General features: G+C 70.6%; 15 protein-coding genes. 4 read left to right on the top strand and 11 right to left on the bottom strand.

The features are described from left to right. The first annotated feature begins 8 nt into the window (after nt 1-8). Nucleotides 9-3305, top strand: coding sequence for a S8 family serine peptidase (locus tag AB0M47_RS25955; protein ID WP_363418528.1), 3297 nt, complete (start codon nt 9-11; stop codon nt 3303-3305). A gap of 66 nt (nt 3306-3371) precedes the next feature. On the opposite strand, the gene AB0M47_RS25950 is transcribed toward AB0M47_RS25955, so the two are convergent. The 10 genes from AB0M47_RS25950 to hrcA all read right to left on the bottom strand — a co-directional run bounded on the left by AB0M47_RS25950 (nt 3372) and on the right by hrcA (nt 14011). Then, nucleotides 3372-3743, bottom strand: coding sequence for a cytidine deaminase (locus AB0M47_RS25950; RefSeq protein WP_363418526.1), 372 nt, complete (start codon nt 3741-3743; stop codon nt 3372-3374). Then, entirely contained in the window at nt 3736-5001 is a 1266-nt protein-coding gene (locus AB0M47_RS25945; RefSeq protein ID WP_363418524.1) for a hemolysin family protein, read from the bottom strand. Before AB0M47_RS25945 ends, AB0M47_RS25950 begins: the two co-directional genes overlap by 8 nt. Then, nucleotides 5001-5519 (bottom strand): rRNA maturation RNase YbeY, encoded by a 519-nt coding sequence (ybeY, locus tag AB0M47_RS25940; RefSeq protein WP_253760906.1) that lies wholly within the window; start codon nt 5517-5519, stop codon nt 5001-5003. The genes AB0M47_RS25945 and ybeY overlap by 1 nt, the downstream gene beginning before the upstream one ends. A gap of 71 nt (nt 5520-5590) precedes the next feature. Further along, a complete protein-coding gene (locus AB0M47_RS25935) occupies nt 5591-6637 on the bottom strand; it encodes a PhoH family protein (RefSeq protein WP_363418522.1) in 1047 nt (348 codons plus the stop codon). Between the two features lie 230 nt (nt 6638-6867). Beyond that, nucleotides 6868-8214, bottom strand: coding sequence for a serine hydrolase domain-containing protein (locus AB0M47_RS25930; protein ID WP_363418520.1), 1347 nt, complete (start codon nt 8212-8214; stop codon nt 6868-6870). Nucleotides 8215-8239: 25 nt separating this feature from the next. Further along, complete coding sequence (locus AB0M47_RS25925) at nt 8240-8587, bottom strand: histidine triad nucleotide-binding protein (RefSeq protein WP_363418546.1); 348 nt, start codon at nt 8585-8587, stop codon at nt 8240-8242. A gap of 132 nt (nt 8588-8719) precedes the next feature. Next, entirely contained in the window at nt 8720-10963 is a 2244-nt protein-coding gene (locus AB0M47_RS25920) for a pectinesterase family protein (RefSeq protein ID WP_363418518.1), read from the bottom strand. Nucleotides 10964-11112: 149 nt separating this feature from the next. Next, nucleotides 11113-11844 (bottom strand): 16S rRNA (uracil(1498)-N(3))-methyltransferase, encoded by a 732-nt coding sequence (locus tag AB0M47_RS25915; protein ID WP_363418516.1) that lies wholly within the window; start codon nt 11842-11844, stop codon nt 11113-11115. Between the two features lie 3 nt (nt 11845-11847). Beyond that, nucleotides 11848-12981: a molecular chaperone DnaJ gene (dnaJ, locus tag AB0M47_RS25910; protein ID WP_253760901.1), complete on the bottom strand. Its 1134-nt coding sequence runs from the start codon at nt 12979-12981 to the stop codon at nt 11848-11850. A 10-nt stretch (nt 12982-12991) separates the two neighbouring features. Further along, nucleotides 12992-14011, bottom strand: a complete 1020-nt coding sequence (hrcA, locus tag AB0M47_RS25905) for a heat-inducible transcriptional repressor HrcA (protein WP_253760900.1) — start codon at nt 14009-14011, stop codon at nt 12992-12994. Nucleotides 14012-14297: 286 nt separating this feature from the next. On the opposite strand from hrcA, the gene AB0M47_RS25900 reads away from it, so the two are divergent. Then, complete coding sequence (locus AB0M47_RS25900) at nt 14298-14783, top strand: DUF4870 domain-containing protein (protein ID WP_363418513.1); 486 nt, start codon at nt 14298-14300, stop codon at nt 14781-14783. Here AB0M47_RS25900 and hemW read toward each other — a convergent pair. Further along, the gene (hemW, locus tag AB0M47_RS25895) at nt 14776-15987 is read right to left on the bottom strand and encodes a radical SAM family heme chaperone HemW (RefSeq protein WP_363418511.1); all 1212 of its coding nucleotides are present in this window, start codon (nt 15985-15987) and stop codon (nt 14776-14778) included. The genes AB0M47_RS25900 and hemW overlap by 8 nt on opposite strands. Before the next feature lie 52 nt (nt 15988-16039). On the opposite strand from hemW, the gene AB0M47_RS25890 reads away from it, so the two are divergent. Continuing rightward, entirely contained in the window at nt 16040-16786 is a 747-nt protein-coding gene (locus AB0M47_RS25890) for an enoyl-CoA hydratase-related protein (protein WP_363418509.1), read from the top strand. Nucleotides 16787-17017: 231 nt separating this feature from the next. Beyond that, complete coding sequence (locus tag AB0M47_RS25885) at nt 17018-17866, top strand: hypothetical protein (RefSeq protein WP_363418507.1); 849 nt, start codon at nt 17018-17020, stop codon at nt 17864-17866. Nucleotides 17867-18037: the final 171 nt, after the last annotated feature.

The following is an 18037-nucleotide window of genomic DNA, read 5'->3' as shown; positions in this document are numbered from 1 at the left end:
GGGAGGTCATGCTACGCATCCAACGGGGAGGCGGCCGCCTGACGGCGGCCGCTTTCGCTGTGCTGGTGCTCGGCGGCGGGACCGCCGTCGCCCAGCCCGGCTTCGCGAGCACCACCGTTTCGCCGATCGAGGCCCCATCCGCCCAGGACGCGAACACGCGACTGGTCACCTTGATCACCGGTGACGTCGTCCAGGTCAGCGGCAAGAACGTCGCGGTGCTCCGAGGCGCGGGCCGGCAGCACGTCACCTTCAAGATGTCGCGATCGCGTGACCACGTCACCGTCATCCCGTCCGACGCGCAGCCGCTGCTGGCGGACGGCCGGCTGGACGCCCGGCTGTTCGACGTGACCTCGCTGATCCAGTACGGCTACGACCAGCGCCGCCCCGACCTGCCGTTGATCATGACAGGGCTGGGTACGCCGCCCGCCGACGCCGGCCTGACGCTGGGCAAGCCCCTCAAGACGATCAAGAGCCGGGCGGCGAAGGCCGACAAGAAGCAGCTGGGCGTGTTGTGGCAGGGCCTGACCGGCCACGATCGGCGTACCACGGCCGCGTCCCTCGCCGGGGTGAAGGTGTGGCTGGACGGCGTACGCAAGCCGACCCTGGACGTCAGCGTCCCGTTGATCGGGGCGCCCACGGCGTGGCAGTCGGGCTGGACCGGCGAGGGCGTCACGGTGGCGGTGCTGGACACCGGCATCGACGTGACCCACCCGGACCTGGCGGGCAAGGTCGTCTCCTCGGTGAACTTCGCGGCGGAGTATCCCGACGAAGACGACCGTGACCACGTCGGGCACGGTACGCATGTCGCGTCGACGATCGCCGGCACCGGTGCGGCGTCGGGCGGCAAGTACAGGGGTGTCGCCCCGGACGCGCAATTGCTCAACGGCAAGGTCTGCGTCGAGTTCGGCTGCCTCGATTCGTGGATCCTGGCGGGCATGCAGTGGGCGGCCGAGCAGGGTGCCGACGTGGTCAACCTGAGCCTGGGCGGTCCGGACACTCCGGAGGTCGATCCGCTGGAGCAGGCGGTCAACGATTTGACGGCCCAGTACGGGACGTTGTTCGTGATCGCGGCGGGCAACGACGGCCGGTTTGGCGACCGGACGGTCGGCTCGCCGGCCAGCGCGGACTCCGCTCTCGCGGTGGCCGCGACGTCGAAGACCGACGAGCTGGCGGAGTTCTCCAGCCGGGGCCCGCGAGTGGGCGACTCGGCAGTCAAGCCGGAGATCTCCGCGCCCGGCGTGGACATCGTCGCCGCGTGCAGCTCAGTCGGTTTCCTGTGCACCCCCGGCGAGCCGTACGCGACGCTGTCGGGCACGTCGATGGCAACCCCGCACACGGCGGGTTCGGCGGCGTTGTTGGCGCAGGAGCATCCGCAGTGGACTCCGGCGCAGTTGAAGGCCACCTTGATGGGCTCGGCCAAGCCGCTGGACGGCATCAACGCCTTCGGTCAGGGCGCTGGCCGGGTCGATGTGGCTCGCGCGATCGGGCAGACGATCACCGCGGAAGCACCATCCGTCAGCTTCGGGTTGGCCGCGTGGCCGCACGCCGATGACGCCCCGATGACCAAGACGGTCACCTACCGCAACAGCGGAACGGCCGACGTCACGCTCCAGCTCGCCGTCCGGGGCACCGGCTTGGCGATGTTCTCGCTCAGCGCGACCACCGTGACCGTCCCCGCCGGTGGCACCGCATCCGTGACCTTCACCGCGGACACCCGGGCTGACGTGCCCGACGGCCTCTACTCCGGCCAGCTCGTGGGAACCGCTGACGGGGTGAGCGTCAGCGTCCCCTACGGCGTGGAGAAGGAGGCCGAGGCCTACACCCTCACTCTCGACGTCATCGAGCGCGACGGCACGCCCAGCACTGAGCACTACACCGATCTGGTGAGCGAGACCGGAATCCACTACGGCATCGGCTCGCGTACGACCTCGCTCCGGCTGCCCGCCGGGCGCTACTTCCTGCTGACCAACATCGGGACCTACGACGGTCCGCTCACCAGCCTGGTCGATCCGAAGCTCATCCTCGATCGGGACAAGACGGAGACGCTCGACGCCCGAAAGGCCCGGCCGGTCACCATCACCTCGGCCGGCGGGGCCTTCGACGACGGCGAGCTGATGACGAACGTGTCGTTCCTGCCGACGGAGATGATCGGGTACGGGTTCGCCAGCGCCGGCCACGTGTCGACCGGCTACTACACCGGGCAGGTGACCGCCGAGCCGGCGAGCGACGTCTACACCAACATCAGCGCCACGCTCTGGCGGAACGGACCGGCCGGCGACAACGCCGACGCACCCGCTCTGCACTTCGGCGCCTGGCGATTCGACAACGGCTTCCCGACCGGGCTCACTCAGCGGATCGGTTCGGGCGGCCTCGCGACCGAGAAGGTCGTCTACCAGCGGCACATGCCGGGCGCGACCGCCTACTCGTTCACCTATGCGATGCCCGCCGAGGACTTCGCATGGGCCTCAGGTATGCCGTCGCACCTTCCGCTGCACCGCACGATCTACTACGACGCCGCCGGCTATTACCAGTCCGGGCTCGACGAGGTCGTCGAAGGCGACAACGCGCTCACCTATGCGTCAACGCTGATGGGCGTCCTGCGGCACTATCGAGCCGGTCGGCTCCCTGCGGTGACCTGGAACGGCGCTCCCTACGGCCCGTCGTTCACCGGTCCGCCCGGATTGACCAGCTTCCTCAACCGCCGTGGCGATGAGCTCTTCCTCGATCCCGCGATGTTCAGCGACACCGCCGGGCACGCCGGCTACGGCATGTCCAGCTCGGCCATCGCACGGCTGTATCGCGACGGGCAGCTCATCGCCGAGCAGTCGGACACCTCGCTGCGGGTGACCGTCCCGCCGGAGACGGCCGAATACCGGCTGGAGGTGGAGGTGACCCGGGACGCGCGCCTCGGCACATCCGTCAAGGGCACGTGGACCTTCCGCTCCGGGCACACCGATCCCGACGGCCCGAACTACGGTTTCGTCCGGCTGCCGGTCACCGCGGTCGGCTTCGCACCCGACCTCGACGACGACAACTACGCGGCATCCGCGCCGATCGCTCTGGTCCCGATCGTCGTGACCACCCAACCAGGCGTCACTACCGCCCCACTCACGCGCCTCGACGTCCAGGTCTCGGCCGACGACGGCGCGCACTGGAAGAACGTCCATGTTGTACGCACAGCGCACGGCTGGTACGCCTTCGTACCGCACAAGGCGGGCACGTTCATCTCCCTGAAGGTACGCGGAGTCGCCGCCGACGGGCACATCGTCGACGAGACGCTGCTGCGGGCGTACCAGGTGAAGTAGCGCGCCTGATCCGCCGAGGGGTCGTGGGCTCGTCCGCCCACGGCCCCGACCGCGGATCGTCGTCGGCTAGTCGCCGGACAGGACGGCGAACGCTTTGCCGGTCGCGTCGGCGAGGTAGACCGGGGCCGAACCCGACAGGTCGCGTACGGCGGCGGCGTCCTGCGAGTCGAGCGTGCTCGCCTCGGTCACCAGGGCCGCCGCCTCCAACGTCGCCGCACCCGCGGCCACCGCGGCGGCCACGGCCAGTTGCAGGGCGCCCAGTCCGAACGAGGGCAGGGCGATCGTCACTCCGGTATAGGTGCGGCCGTCCTGATCGCGTACCGCCGCCCCTTCGAGAGCGGCGACGCGAGCCCGCGCCGACCGGGCGAGGGTGACCAGCTTCGCGTCCTCGGCCGTGAGGTCGGCGGGCGCGGGCGCGAGGGCGGGGGTGTCAGGCATCCTGCAGCTCCTTCTGCGGCGTGACCAGCACGGTGTCGATGCGGTTGCGACGGCCGGTCGCGCCCTCCGCGGTGAGGGTGAGCCCGCTGACCTGGGCGCTCGCGCCCGGGATCGGCACCCGGCCGAGGGCCTGGGCGAGCAGGCCGGCGACCGTCTCGACCTCGTTGGCCGGCAGCTCCACGTCGAAGATCTCGCCGAGGTCCTCGACCGGCAGCCGGGCCGTGACCCGCACCGCGCCGTCGGCGAGGTGTTCGATCGGCGGACGCTCCACGTCGTACTCGTCGGTGATCTCGCCGACGATCTCCTCCAGGATGTCCTCGATCGCGATGAGGCCGGCGGTGCCGCCGTATTCGTCGATGACGACGGCCATGTGCGTCCGGGCGGCCTGCATCTCGGCCAGCAGGTCGTCGATCGGCTTGGACTCGGGGATGAAGACCGCCTCGCGCATGACGCGGCCGACAGTGGTGCCCTCGTCGTAGCCACCGGTCAGCGCACGGGCCAGATCCTTGAGGTAGACCACGCCGAGCACGTCGTCGACGGACTCGCCGATGACCGGTACGCGCGAGAAGCCGGACCGCAGCGCGAGCTGCAACGCCTGGCGCAGCGTCTTGCCGCTCTCTATCCAGACCATCTCGGTCCGGGGCACCATCACCTCGCGGGCGATGGTCTCGCCGAGCGCGAAGACGGAGTGGATCATCTGGCGTTCGCCGTGCTCGACGACGCCGCGCTGTTCCGCGAGGTCGACGAGTTCGCGCAGCTCGACCTGGGTGGCGAAAGGTCCCTCGCGGAAGCCCTTGCCCGGGGTGAGCACGTTGCCCAGGACGATCAGCAGGCGGGTCAGCGGGCCGAGGACCCGGCTGAGCCAGAACACGATGGGCGCGGCATACCGGCCGACCCGGTACGCGTGCTGCCGGCCGATCGTGCGGGGAGCGACGCCGATGACCACGAACAGGATCACGGTCATCACGGCGGCGGTGAAGGTGGCGCCCCACGCCGTGCCGAACGCGTCGACGGCGACGAGGGTGACCATGACGGTGGCGACGAGTTCGCACGCCATTCGCAGCAGCAGCAACAGGTTGAGGTGGCGTACCACGTCGCCGGCGATGACTTGGAGGGTCGCGGCGCCCCGCTGACCCTCCTTGGCCATCTCGCCGGCGCGGGCCGGAGACACCACGCCGAGCGCGGCCTCCGTCATGGCCACCAACCCGGCGACGACAACGAGCGCTGCCGCCGTCCAGATCAACGGACCGTCGGACATCAGCGGCCGCGCCCCCGCCAACTGTTGAGCAGCTTGGCCTGCAGGCCGAACATCTCGCGTTCCTCCTCGGGCTCGGCGTGGTCGAACCCGAGCAGGTGCAGTACGCCGTGGACGGTCAGCATCTGCAGCTCGTCGGCCATGGCGTAGTCGGGCGAAGGGGTGGGGGCGGGCGCGTCGGGCTGACGCATCCGCGGGTCGTCCGAGCCGAACTGGGCGGCCTGCCGGGTGGCCACCTCCGGGCACAGCACGATGTCGCCGAGCAGCGCGGGCTCGGCCCGGCCCTCGGCGGGCCCGTGGTCGATCGTCTCCTCGTCCATCGGGAAGGCCAGGACGTCGGTGGGGCCGTCGCCACCCATCCAGCGATGGTTCAGCTCGGTCATGTAGTCGACGTCGACCAGCAGCACGGACAGCTCGGCGAGCGGGTTCACGCCCATCTCGTCGAGGGCGTGCCGGGCGACGGCGACGATCTCGTCGGCGTCGACCTCGAAGCCGGACTCGTTGGCGATCTCGATGGACATGTCGTCATTTTCCTTCATGAGGCTGACGGCACCCCGGGCGGCCCGGCTCTGACCGGGCCGCGCGGTGGTGCTCAGCGCCGTCGGCCGGCCCGCCGCGGCTGCAGATTGTGCGGCATCTGGGTCGCCTGCTGCTCGGCGTCCCACTTGGCGTACGCGTCGACGATCTCGCCGACCAGCCGGTGACGTACGACGTCGGCGCTGGTCAGCCGGGCGAAGTGCACGTCCTCGAGGCCGTCGAGGATGTCCTGGACGACCCGCAGGCCGCTGCTCGTGCCGCCGGGCAGGTCGACCTGCGTGACGTCACCGGTGACCACAACCTTCGAGCCGAAGCCGAGCCGGGTCAGGAACATCTTCATCTGCTCGGGCGTGGTGTTCTGCGCCTCGTCGAGGATGATGAAGGCGTCGTTGAGCGTCCGGCCCCGCATGTACGCCAGCGGCGCGACCTCGATCGTGCCCTGGGTCATCAGCCGCGGGATGGACTCCGGGTCGATCATGTCGTGCAGCGCGTCGTAGAGCGGCCGCAGGTAGGGGTCGATCTTCTCGTTGAGCGTGCCGGGCAGGAAGCCCAGCCGCTCGCCCGCCTCGACCGCCGGCCGGGTCAGGATGATCCGGGTGATCTCCTTGGCCTGGAGCGCCTGGACGGCCTTCGCCATGGCCAGGTAGGTCTTGCCGGTACCCGCCGGGCCGATGCCGAACACGATGGTGTGCTCGTCGATGGCGTCGACATAGCGCTTCTGGCCGACCGTCTTCGGCCGGATCGTCCGGCCGCGCCGGGACAGGATGTTGAGCGTCAGCACCTCCGCCGGACGCTCGGCCTCACCCGAGGTGAGCATGCCGATGCTGCGGCGGACTACGTCTTCGGTCAGCGTCTCGCCCTTCTCGATCAGTTCCAGGAGTTCGGTGAAGACCCGCTCGGCCAGCGCGTTCTCGGCCGCCGGGCCGGAGATCGTGATCTCGTTTCCGCGCACGAGGACGTCACTGACGAGGGACTTCTCCAGAAGCCGGAGGATGCCGTCGCCCGCGCCCAAGAGCTTGACCATCGCGTGCGGGTCAGCGACGGTCAACTTCGTCTGCACCCGCTCGGGTGTCTGCCGGTTGCTCGAAATGGTCTCTGTCATGGGCTGGCGCTACGGCCTTCTCGCACCTGCTCTCCGTGCTCTCTGCCGACTCCGGTCACTCAGGGCGTCCGGTGGATTCCATGGTACCGGGCATCGCCACCGGAATTCCCGCCTTGATCTGGAGGAAAACGCCGACGGCGGCGCTCGCATTCCCGGGCGTGTCGCCGCCGGTGCCGCGCGGGTCGCCGCCCGGACCGCGGATCGCCGCCCGGCCGAGGGGAAGTCGTGGCTCAGAGCTGGCCGTCGAAGGTCTCCTGAACCCGGGTGAAGCGGTAGGTCGCCCAGTGCATCCGGGTCACCACGCCCTCGTCGTCGCGATGCAGTCGAAGCAGCTCACCGACCTCGCGACCGGACACCGTACGCAGAACGTCACGTTCCACCGGCTCGAACACCGACGGCGGCGTACCGGCGGGGTCGTCGGCGCCCCGGGCGGTCAGGCGACCGTCGGACCACCGGAAGACATGCTCGTAGCCCTCGCCCCACCAGCGCCCGAGCACCGACCGGTACGCCTCCGGAGCGGGCTCGCCCGGCCGCCACGGCGCGATCGACGGCGGGTCGGCGCTGAGCGCCTGATCAACCAGGTCATGCGTGAACGGGAAGATGTCGTCGGCGGTGCCTGAGGAGGCCAGCACGGCCACCCCGACGCCGCCTGGGTTGTCCGGCCCGCCGGCCCGGCCGTAGACGGCGGCCAGGAAGCCGGGCATCGCACCGTTGTGGCCGACGTGCAGGACGCGCTGCGGCCGTGGGTAGACCATCAGGCCGAGCCCGAGCCCGGAGACCCACTGCTCGTCGTCGCGTACGGTGTGCGGCCAGCGCATCTCCCGCAGCGTCGAGGCGGTCAGCACCTGGCCGTCGGGGTCGACCGAGGCCGGGTCGGCGAGGAAGGCGCCCCAGGTCGCCATGTCGGCCGCCGTCGCCCACAGCTGCGCGGCCGGGCCGAAGACGCCGAAGTCCGTCGACGGCTCCCGCCGGGCGTGATCGGAGTACGGGTCGACCAGGAACCCCTGCGCGCATCGGGCGTCGACGTCTGCGCCGATGCTTTCCAAGCCGAGCGGCTTGGCGATCCGGTCAGCGACCAGCGAGGGCCACGACGCGCCGAACTTCTCCGCCGCGACCGCCCCGAGCAGCGCGTACGCCAAGTTGGAGTAGTGGAAGCGGCGGGACTGGGGATAGAGCGCCTCGGCACGCTCCAGATCGGCCAGGAACTGCTCCGCCCCCGGTACGCGCAACGTGTCCCACACGTCGCCGAACGGCTCCCGTTGCAGCCCGGCGGTGTGACTCAGCAGCCGGCGCAGGGTCAGCTCGCCGTGCTTGGGGATCGGCAGGTGCGTACCGATCGGGTCGTCCAGCCCGACCAGCCCGGCGTCGCGGGCCTGCAGGACGAGGACGGCGGTGAACGTCTTGGTCACCGAGCCGATGCGCAGCCGCGTACGCGAGTCCAGCGGCCGGCTCGTCCCCGACTCGCCGACCTCCATCGTCCACAGCGGACGGTCATTGCGGCGCAGCGCGACGGTCAGGGCGGGAATCCGGGCCTCGGCCTGCAAGCGCTGGACCGAACGGGTGAGCTGGTCGATCATCCCGCGACCATAGCGCCCCCGCTGATCACCCGGCGAGCGCGCCCATGGATCGGCCCGCCAGCAGGTGGGCGTGGACGTGCGCCACCTCCATGCCGCTGTCCGGACCGGTGTTGAAGATCGTCCGGAAGCCGGGCTCGACCATGCCCTCGGCCCGCGCCACCTCGCCGACCGCGGCGATGAGCGCGCTCGCGGCGGCGGGATCCGCGCCGAGGTCCACCACGCTGTCGAAGTGCTGCTTCGTGATCACCAGGACGTGCACGGGCGCCTTGGGCCGGATGTCGCGGAAGGCGAGCACGGCGTCGGTCTCGTACACCACGGTCGCGGGGATCTCGCCCGCCACGATCCGGCAGAACAGGCAATCGGTCACGTTCAGCAATATACGACCCAGCCCGCCGACGGCGGTTGATCATGGGCTTTCCAGCCTCGCCACACCGACGACACCACAGTTAACTCCATGATCAACGGCTCGAACACGGGGGCGGGTGGCGGAGCGGGAGCGAGGGGGTCAGCAGGAGGGTGGGGTCCAGTCGCCGAGGTAGGTGGCGACGGTGTAGCCGGCCGGGTCGGCGAGCTGCGGCCGGTCGGCCGGGTCGCCGGCGGCGCCGGGTCCGGTGTTGGCGTACTCGGCGAACCGGGCGTCTCGCCAGGAGAAGCCGGACATGTCCGTCCACGGGGTGCTCTTGATCGCGGCGGGCAGGCTGCTTTCCCGGATCACGACCTGGGCTTGGGCGTTCGGGTCGTTGCTCGGGTGCCAGGGCCGGCCGAGGTAGTAGGTCTGGGCCGGGGCGTCGCTGGTCAGCGTCGAGTGGATGATCAGGAAGCCGTGCGAGTGGAACAGCTGGGTGCTGGCGGCGGTGAAGTAGCCCGCCGGGTTCAGCCCGCGGTCGAGGCCGTGGATGCGTACGTGGTCGAAGACGGCGGTGGCGCGGCCGAAGATGAAGTCGACATCGCCCTCCACATAGGAGTCACGGACGTAGACCCGCGCGGTCGAGGTGACCACCGAGGTGTCCACGTAGAGCGTGTCCTGGTTGCCGAGGAACCGCACGTTGTCGAAGAGGATCCGGTCGCCGGTCGTCTTCACCGCGACCGCTTGCTTACTGCTGATCTCGGGGTGCGCGGCCTCGTCGAAGTCGTTGGCGAAGGTCAGGTCGCGGGCCACGAAGCCGTCGCCTTTCAGGGTGGCCGTCGCGCTTCCCGTGGTGCCGTACGTCGTGCCGTCGGGCTTGAGGCAGCCGTTGCAGTGGTTCTCGACGATCACGACGTCGCGGGCCCGGCCCGTGGTGCCGACGACAGCCAGATTCGGCTTGTCGGCCGGAACGGTCACGACACCGCGGTACACCCCGGGGCGTACTCGGATGGTGACGCGGGTGGGGCTGCCGGTGGGCGCCGCGTCCACTGCGGCCTGGACGGTCGGGAACTCACCGCGCGGGTCGACGGTGATCGCCTCCTCGCGCCCCGCGCGGCCCGCTCCGGCGAGGTCGCGGAGAACTCGCCCCAGCTGGGTGGGAGCGTGCACGGTGGCGCGCAGGGCCGGGGTCCACCCGGCGTCCGCGCCGAGCTGGTCCACATTCGCCGAGTTGTACGCCGAGAGCAGATCCACGACGACGCCGTTCACGAGGTTGTCGGACGCGGTGATCGCCGTGCCCTTCCAGTACTTGATGATCTTCGCGGGGTCGACTCCGGCCGGCAGTTCGAAGGCGTTGTGCTGCGCCACGATGGCCGAGCTGACGCCGACGCCCCAGCTGTAGGAGTACGCGTCCGGGTCGGTGACCTGATACAGGTTGTCGTAGACGTCGACCTGGCCGAAGCGTACGCGGGGCACGCGCTGCCCGGAGTTGCGGTAGATGTTGTGGTGAATGGTGACGTGCAGCTTGCCCTCGTCGCCGTTGGTCGTCTTGTCGGTGTTGCCGATCAGGTGGGTCTTGTCGTGGTCGGCGAAGACGTTCCACGACATCGTCACGAAGTCGCTGCCGCGAATCAGGTCGACGAGCCCGTCGTGCCATTGATAGGGCCGTCCGAAGTAGAGCGGCTGCGCCGAGTCCGGATAGCGGCCGTCGCTGAACGAGTTGTGGTCGATCCAGACATGCGTCGAGGCGTAGGTGAGCGTGATCGCGTCGTACTCGGAGTTCCAGTTGCCCTCGGCGCCGTCGGTCGGGTCCCAGCTCGGGAAGCAGTCGACCGGGGCCTCGATGTCCAGGTTGCGGATCACGACGTTGTCGGCCGCGCTGAGCATCAGGTTCATCCCGGACAGGCGGGCGCCGCCGCCGAGGCCGTAGATCGTCGTGTTGCCGAAGACCCGGATCTTCGTCTCGGCCGACTGGTTCGCCTGGGAGGCCGCTCGCGCCGTCTCCAGCGGACCGCTGGGCTTGGCCGCCCGGCCCCACACCGCCGGGTCGTACGCCGCCAGGTAGGCCTCGCGGGTGTAGCCGGGATCGGCGTACTTCGCGCAGCCGTCCGGGGCGGCGTCGCCGTCGACCTTGCCGGCCACGTAGACCATCCGGGGCGCGCTGTCGGTGCCGTCGCCGAGCGCGGCGACCAGACCGGCCCGGTCGTGGACGACGAAGGTGTGCGCGGCGTCGGCCGCTCCCCCGCCGGTCGTCCCCGTCGTGGCCGACGCCCAGCCGTCCTTGGCGGCCAAGGCCTCCCGTCCCGGCCCGGCCTGGGGTCCTTGGGCGGAGGCGGGGTCGGCGACTCCGGTCAGCCCCAGGGCGACGAGCGAGACGGCGAGCACCAGACGTGTCGTACGCATGCCGAGCACGTTACGAAAGCCGGCCGGGACCACCAATAATTCTGCACATGCAGATGTATCGAATAACTTGATCACGCCGATCGCCGCTGATGGATGCGGCATACCTGACTAGGTCGTCGGAGTTTGCAACCGTTTGCAGTTGCAGCGCCTCACCAGCGCCCGAGGCGGGTGTTCAACAGACTGATCGCGGCCACCCCCGCCGTCGACGTACGCAGCACGTTATCGCCCAGCCGCACCGGCACCGCCCCGGCCTCGGTGAACGTGGCGAGTTCGGCCGGGGCGACGCCGCCTTCGGGCCCGACGACCAGGATCAGGTCACCGGCGTCCGGCAGGTCGACGGCCGCCAGGCGTACGACTGCCTCCTCATGAAGGACGAACGCGGAGCCGGCGGCCATGCGCGCGGCGAGGTTCTTCGTCGAGACGTCGGGTGTGCCGCCCACGGCCGGGACCCACGCGCGGCGGGCCTGTTTGGCCGCTTCGCGGGCGGTGGCCGCCCACTTGTCGCGGGACTTGGCCCCCCGATCGCCGCGCCACTGGGTGACGCTGCGGGCGGCCGCCCAGGGCAGGATCTCGTCGACGCCGACCTCGGTCATCGCCTGCACCGCGAGTTCTCCGCGATCGCCCTTGGCCAGACCCTGCGCGACGACCAGCCGCGGCTGCGGCGGCTCAGTACGCGCGACCGCCCCCACGTCGAGCAGCAACGAGCCCTTGCTCGCGGAGACGACCGTGGCCGGGGCGAGGCCGCCGAGCCCGTCGCCGAGCAGCAGCTCCTCGCCCGGCTGGAGCCGCTGCACATCGGCGGCGTGCCGGCCTTCCGCACCTTCCAGGACGAACCGCCCGATCGCGGGCAGCGCGTCGACCAGGAACAGCGGCCTGCTCACCGCTCAGTGGCCGTTGAACGCGTTGCGCAGCGAGCTGAAGAAGCCGCCGGTCTGCTTGGCCAGCTCGGCCATCTCCTCGCCCCGCGACTTGGCGAAGTCGCGCAGCATCTTCTCCTGCTCGGGCGTGATCTTCGTCGGCGTCCGCACGTCGAGGTGCACGAAGAGGTCGCCACGGGCGCTGCCACGCAGGTGCGGCACACCCCGCCCCTTGATCCGGACGGTGGCGCCGGCCTGGGTGCCGGCCTTGACGTCGACCTGTTCCTCGGTGTCGAGAGTCTTTATGGTCAGCCGGGTGCCCAGGGCCGCCGCCGTCATCGGCACGGTCACCTTGCAGTGCAGGTCGTTGCCCTTGCGGGCGAAGACGTCGTGCGGCCGCTCGTGGATCTCGACGTAGAGGTCGCCGGGCTGGCCGCCGCCGGGGCCGACCTCGCCCTGCTGAGCGAGGCGGATGCGCATGCCGTCCTCGACCCCGGCCGGGATCTTCACCGTCAGCGTCCGGCGCGTACGCACCCGGCCCTCGCCGCCGCAGGTGGCGCAGGGGTGCGGGATGGTGGTGCCGAAGCCCTGACAGGCCGAGCACGGGCGGGTCGAGACGACCTGGCCGAGGAAGGTGCGCTGAACCGACTGCACCTCGCCCTTGCCGTGACAGATGTCGCAGGTCACCGGATGCGTGCCGGCCGCCGTCCCAGCACCCGAACAGGTCGAGCAGAGCACCGCGGTGTCCACGGTGAGCGGCGCCTCGACGCCGAACGCGGTCTCCTGCAGCTCCAGGTCGAGCCGGATGATGGCGTCCGCCCCCGGCCGTACGCGCGGCCGCGGCCCACGTGCGGTCGCACCGCCGAAGAAGGCGTCCATGATGTCCTGGAAGCCGACGAACGGGCCGCCCGGCCCGCCGGGACCGCCCATGCCGCCGCCACCGGGCGCGAGCGGGTCGCCGCCGAGGTCGACGATCTGCCGCTTGTGATCGTCCGACAGGACCTCGTACGCGGCGTTGATCTCCTTGAAGCGGTCCTGCGCCTCGGGGTCCGGGTTGACATCAGGGTGGTATTGGCGCGCCAGCTTCCGATAGGCGCGCTTGATGTCGTCCGCGGTGGCGTCCTTGGGCACGCCCAGGATGCCGTAGTAGTCCTTGGCCACGTGATCCTCTTCAGTTCTGTGCGAGTAGGTCGCCCACGTATCGGGCCACTGCCCGGACGGTCGCGATCGTGCCGGGGTAGTCCATCCGGGTCGGGCCGAGTACGCCCATCCCGCCGACGATCTGCCCGCCCGGTCCGTATCCGGTGCTCACGATGGAGGTGGCGCGCAGATCGGCGTACTCATTCTCGTCGCCGATGCTGACCCGCGTGGAACCGGACTGCTCGCCGACCAGCTTGAGGAGGATGACCTCCTCTTCCAGGGCTTCGAGCACCGGCCGGATCGACCCGGCGAAGTCCAGCATGCTCGCGCGGGTCAAGTTCGCCGTGCCGGCGAGCGCGATCCGTTCCTCGTGTCGCTCGACCAGGGTCTCCAGCAGCACGGTGGCCAGCGTGGTCATGGCCGGGCGCAGCTCCTCCGCGACCTCCTCGACCAGCGTCTGGACCAATGGCGGGGTCTGGGTCAGCGGTTGACCGCCGAGCTTGGCGTTGATGATGCGGCGCAGCTCCAGCACGTCCTCGGCGGGCAGCGTGCCGGGGATGTCGACCTGGCGCTGCTCGACCCGGCCGGTGTCGGTGATCATCACCAACATCATCCGCGTGGTCGACAAGGGCACCAACTCCAGGTGCCGCACCTTGGACCGCGACAGCGACGGGTACTGCACCACCGCGACCTGCCGCGTCAACTGAGCCAGCAGGCGGACCGTCCGATGGACGACGTCGTCGAGGTCGACCGCGCCGAGCAGGAAGCGCTCGATCGCTCGGCGCTCGGCCGGGGAGAGCGGCTTGATCTTCGACAGCCGGTCCACGAACAGGCGGTAGCCGGCGTCGGTCGGGACACGCCCGGCGCTGGTGTGCGGCTGCCGGATGTAGCCCTCCTCCTCGAGGACGGCCATGTCGTTGCGCACGGTCGCCGGGGAGACGCCTAGTGAGTGCCGCTCCACCAGGGACTTGCTGCCGACCGGCTCCTGGGTCGACACGTAGTCCTCGATGATGGCGCGCAGCACGTCGAGCTTGCGATCGTCGAGTCCCACCGGCGCACCTCCCTGCCCTCCGTGGTCGGGCCCCCGGCCCCGGGGCGGGTCGGGCTGCGGCTCGATTCTGGCACTCGTACGCCGCGAGTGCCAGTTTACCGGCCGTTCGTCTCCCTCGGCGGAGCGCTGTATCGCCCCTTGACCATCATGAGTGACGAAGCTGTCGAAATCGTCCGGCTGCACGTCTACCGGCGACGATAGTCTGGACATTTGGCCGCCTTAGTGTCGCCAACCGGTCGAATGCGAGCTCTGGCGGATATTGATCTGTGGGCTTACCGTGTCGCGCATGAGTGAAACCCCCACCCCTCCGGGGACGCCGGACCCCGAGCCGCCGGCCGCCCCCCAATACGACGCGCCGCCGCCTCCCCCGGTGACGGGCTCCACGCCGCCTCCGCCGATCGCCGGTCAGGTCGCACCGGTCGGCTATGCCAACCAGGACGAGAAGATGTGGGCGCTGATCGCCCACTTCGGTGGCGCGGGCGCCGCGCTGATCAGCGGCGGCTGGCTCGGCTGGGTCCCCCCGCTGATCGCGATGCTCGTCAAGGGCAACGAATCGCCCACGGTCCGGGCGCACGCGCTCGCCGCACTGAACTTCCAGGGCCTGTGGGCCATCATCTCGGTGCTGAGCTACGTGCTGTTCTGCGCTGTGATCGGCTTCATCACGTTGCCGATCGCCATCCTCATCGCGGCGATCTTCGGGGTGATCGCGGGTCTCAAGGCCAACGAGGGAACGCTCTACTCGTATCCGTTGTCCGTCAGCGTGATCAAGTAAGCAGGTCGCGGATGACCGCATCCGCCAGCAGACGGCCGCGCAGGGTCAACACCGCGCGGCCGTTCGCGTACTCGGCGGCGTCCAGCAGACCGTCCATTGTGGCGCGTTCGGCGGCGGCCGGGCCGCCCTCGCGCAGTCGGGCGAGCGGGTAGCCGTCCCGAAGACGCAGCCGCAACATGACGTCCTCGACGTACTGGTCGTCCGCGCTCAGCAGTTCCCGGCCCGCGCCCGGCGAATGGCCGTCGGCGAGCAGCTTCGCGTAGTGCGCCGGGCGCTTCACGTTCCACCAGCGGACCCCGCCGACATGCGAATGCGCGCCCGGCCCGATCCCCCACCAGTCGCCGCCGGTCCAGTACAACAGGTTGTGCGCGCACCGGGCCGCGTCCGACGCCGCCCAGTTCGACACCTCGTACCAGCCCAGGCCGGCCCCGCTCAGCGCGGCCTCCGCCGCCAGGTAGCGGTCCGCGGCAACGTCGTCGCTGGGCATCGGGACCTCGCCCCGCCGGATGCGCGCGGCCAGGCGCGTCCCGTCCTCCACGATCAACGAGTACGCGCTGACGTGGTCGACCCCGGCTGTCACGGCGGCTTGGAGGGACGCCTCGAAGTCGTCCGCGGTCTCGCCGGGCGTGCCGTAGATGAGGTCGAGGTTGACGTGCTCGAAGCCCGCCTCGCGCGCCTCGGCCGCGGCGGCGGTGGCCCGGCCCGGGGTGTGCTTGCGGTCCAGCACCCGCAGGACGTGCGCGGCGGCCGACTGCATGCCGAGGGAGATCCGGGTGAAGCCGGCCTTCCGCAGCCGGGCCAGCGAGTCCGGGTCGACCGACTCGGGGTTCGCTTCGGTGGTGACCTCGGCCCCGGGCGCGAGGCCCCAGACCCGGTCGACGGCGTCGAGCAGACGGGCCAGGTCGTCCGGCGGGAGCAGGGTCGGGGTGCCGCCGCCGACGAAGACCGTCCGGACCGGGCCGGCCTCCGGCAGTACGCGCCGGGCCAGCTCGATCTCGGCCAGCGCAGCGCTGACGTAGTCGCCCTGGGCCAACCCGCTCTCGGTCGGGGTGTACGTGTTGAAGTCGCAGTAGCCACAGCGGCTGGCACAGAACGGGACGTGGAGATAGACGCCGAAGTCACGCTCGCGTACGCCGTCGAGCGCCGTCGCGGGCAACTCACCGGAGGTCGGGACGGGCTCGCCGTCGGGCAGCGTGGCTGGCATGCGTACCAGTCTGCCCCAGCGCCGCAGTTGAACGACCGTTAACCTGACGGGCATGGCTCTGATTCAGGCGGCGCACTCCGGCGGGGTGGCCACGATCACGCTCGACAGCCCGGCCAACCGCAACGCGTTGTCCCTCGCCTTGATGGCGGAGTTGCTGGCGGCTCTGGAAGCCGCGGCCGGCGACGACGGCGTACGCCTTGTGGAGCTGCGCCACACCGGCCCGGTGTTCTGCTCGGGCGCGGACCTCAAGGAGACCCAGGCCGGCGACGGGGACGCCTTGCCGGTGGCTCGCCTGGGTGAGGTGCTGGCGGCGCTGGCCGAGCACCCCAAGCCGGTGCTGGCGGTGGTCGGCGGACCGGCCCGCGCGGGCGGGCTCGGCCTGATGGCGGCGGCGGACGTCACGATCTGCGCCGATACCGCGCACTTCGCCTTCTCCGAGGTACGCCTCGGCGTCGTCCCGTCGGTGATCTCGGCGGTCGTCCTGCCCCGGCTGACCTCCCGGGCCGCCGCGGAGTTGTTCCTCACCGGCGACGTCTTCGACGGTCCACGGGCCGCGCAGATCGGCTTGGTCAGCCGCAGCGTGCCGGCCGACGACCTCGACGCCGCGGCGCAGGCGCTCCGAGAGTCGTTGTTGCGCGGGGGCCCGGACGCGATGCGCGCCACGAAGCGGCTGCTGCGGGAGCGCCCCATCGACATGGCCGACCTGACCGCGCTGTCGGTCCGTCACTTCACCTCGGCCGAGGGGCGCGAGGGCGTCGCCGCCGCCCGCGAGAAGCGCACCCCCACCTGGCTCCCCTGACCACTCGCCCACCCGCCACTTCGCGCCGGATCAGGGATCTGTGTCGAATCTTGACCCAAGATTCGACCTGGAACCCTGATCCAGCGCCCAGTGGCGGGGTCTCCAGCGGGAGGGTGCCCAGCGGCGGGGTGTCCAGCGGGAGGGTGCCCAGCAGCGGGGTGCGCAGCGGGAGGGAGTTCGGGGCCGCGAAGGGGAGCGGTCCGAGGGCGGGCCGGGGTTAGAGTGGTCTGCGTGACGAAGGCGGCACGCGGGACCCTGGTGGGGCTGGTGATCGTCGCCGTGCTGGGTGGGATCGTGCTCTACTTCGTCGCGAAGGGCGGTTCGCCCACTTTCCGTCTCCCGCAGTCGTCCGGCTGCAAGGTCTCCAACGCCGAGACCGAGGTTCGGCTGGACGTGACCCAGATGAGCAACGCCGCGACCATCACCGCGGTCGGCATCGGCCGCAAGGTGCCCGACCGGGCGGTCGTGGTCGCGCTGGCCACCGCGTTGCAGGAGTCGAAGCTGGAGAACCTGGACGGCGGCGACCGCGACTCGATCGGCCTCTTCCAGCAGCGGCCGAGCCAGGGCTGGGGCACGCCGGACCAGATCGCCGACCCACGGTACGCGGCCAAGAAGTTCTACACCGCCCTGTTGAAGGTCAAGGGCTGGCAGAAGATGCGGGTCACCGAGGCCGCCCAGAAGGTGCAGCGGTCCGCGTACCCGGAGGCGTATCAGAAGTGGGCCGACGAGGCCGAGGTGATCGCCAACGCGTTGCTCGGGAAGGTGTCCGCAGCGGTGCGCTGCACGCTGCCTGACACCGACGGCGCGGCCACCGACGCCGCCGCGATCGGTTCGCTGGCCGAGGCGATGAAGCTGGATTACGGCACGATCACCGCGACGCCCGACGACGGGGCCAAGGCGGTGCTGGTCAGCGCGGCCGACGCGACCCGCGGCTGGGCGTACGCCCACTGGCTGGTGGCCCGGGCGGCCGATCATCGCGTGGCCAGCGTGACCTTCGCCGGCCGGGTGTGGACCGCCGACTCCGGCGAGTGGAAGCCCGCCGCGGTGAACGACGCCTCCCGGGTGATCGCCGCCCTCTAGACCGCACGAAAAGTGCCGTCTCACACAGTGGGAAACACACCAGACGGCACCGCCGCACCGCGAATCCAGCACATCGGACATTTACCCCGAGTCTCATCAACCGCCGGTGACCGCGGATAAGCGCAGCGTAAGCGCCCTGCGGTGGTGGAGATCTCGGTCTGAACGTCGCCA

Origin of the sequence: Hamadaea sp. NPDC051192, assembly GCF_040682475.1 — a bacterium.
In the GTDB taxonomy this organism is placed as follows: domain Bacteria; phylum Actinomycetota; class Actinomycetes; order Mycobacteriales; family Micromonosporaceae; genus Hamadaea; species Hamadaea flava.
Note: the sequence above shows the minus strand (reverse complement) of the source record. Positions and strands in the feature narration are given on the sequence as shown.